This is a genomic window from Shewanella sairae (assembly GCF_023283535.1).
In the GTDB taxonomy this organism is placed as follows: domain Bacteria; phylum Pseudomonadota; class Gammaproteobacteria; order Enterobacterales; family Shewanellaceae; genus Shewanella; species Shewanella sairae.
In genome coordinates, this window is sequence record NZ_JAKILT010000167.1 from 1 (window position 1) to 1,536 (window position 1,536).

Sequence of the window (1,536 nt, forward strand, 5' to 3'; positions counted from 1 at the left end):
TTATGGTCTCTAAATTAACAAAAACATGCTGCTTTATTCTCTTTGAATTAGGTGTTTCGAATGCTTTTTTGTTTATCCCCGTACTATCTTATTCAATCAGAGTTTTTTTTGGGAAAAGTTAAAGTACAAATCAAGACGACAAAGTTAGTAGTGATCTTTAGGCTTGAAATCTTTTTCTTTGATGGGTTACAAGCTTTTTAAAAAATGAAAGATAAAAAGATCTTTTAAGGCCACAAACAAAAATGAAATGTCCACTTCCTAGCTAACGCTAGGGGACATATCTTACAAGCAGCGCTGAAAGGATATTTTGTCTAACCGACCGTTAGGCTTCATTTGTTTCTGTATAGCGGGTTTGTCTGCGACGCTTGTCGCTACGCGACGGCTTAGCAAAGAGAAAAGGCGAAATCGACGCTGTGTTATCGTACAAAATAAACACAAAACTGTTTTTCTATACAGTGGTGAGTGGTATAATAATACTGTTATTTTACAATTAATTAGATTGATTGAGGTCGTTATGAAGTCAAAGAGAAAAACACGTAAAAAGTCTCATGCGGCGGTGAGTTTAGTAGACGCTCTCTTTCGCCGCCAGTTACCCAAAGGAGCTTTCAATGCTCCTCTACGATACTGGATCGCATCATTCAATGAGTTTATTGAAATTGAAGAAATTAATGTGGTGGTTCATCAATATGTTGATCCAAAGATCATGCCTTATTGCATTTACGGACTTACCCGTAACATTGCCCAAGCGCTTAATGAGCGTTACGAGTTAAAGGGCGTGGTTGCACCTGAACTCCCTAAGCTGGGGTTTGCCATTGTTGATAATAAAACCAAGTTAGCATTGACCTCATTTGATGATTTAGAACACGCTAAAGCCTACGTACTGACGTTATCTCCAAAGGTGAAGGTGTTCAGAACCAATTCATTAGAATTGAAGGTTGAAGAACCTAACTATTTAGATCTCCCTGCTGTGGATGCCGATTTCACTCGCCAGGACTGGATTGATTATTTCCTCAATAAAGAAAACGATCATAGCTTTTTCGCTGCGGTTAGCGAGGACGGTGTATACGAGATGTTAGAACGGCTGGTTGCCTTTGGAGCACCGAAACGGATTTTGAATGATTTCTGTGAGAATTATGATTTATCCAAAGCCATTGACTTCACTCGGGAGCGTCAATTACCGGCTTATCAAATTGGACTCTCTGTTGCGATGAATTTTGAACAACATTATTCGCGATTTGAGGGTAATAATGGAGGTCGTCATGAATGCGAACAATTACAAGCCTAACGATATTCACTATTCTTACAATGATTTGTGGGGAGATGTGCAACCGGTATTAAATGAACCTGTGGCGCCGATAATCAATCACCAACCAGTGTCCACTTTTAAGCACCCCCAGTGGAAGTGCGTAAAGAAGAGGTGAAGCGGTTTGGTTTTCGCTATTATAATCGAACCGAGGCATTGGCCAGTGGCTTTGATTGGGATAGTTAACAAGATAAGGGTGTTATGACAAATTTTAAGAGTGGTACAGAAGGACA

1 protein-coding gene is annotated in these 1,536 nt (G+C 39.7%); it reads left to right on the plus strand.

Translation table 11 applies throughout. The features are described 5' to 3' along the window. Positions 1 to 514: 514 nt before the first annotated feature. Positions 515 to 1,285 (plus strand): hypothetical protein, encoded by a 771-nt coding sequence (locus tag L2748_RS23850; protein WP_220783608.1) that lies wholly within the window; start codon positions 515 to 517, stop codon positions 1,283 to 1,285. Positions 1,286 to 1,536 lie beyond the last annotated feature (251 nt).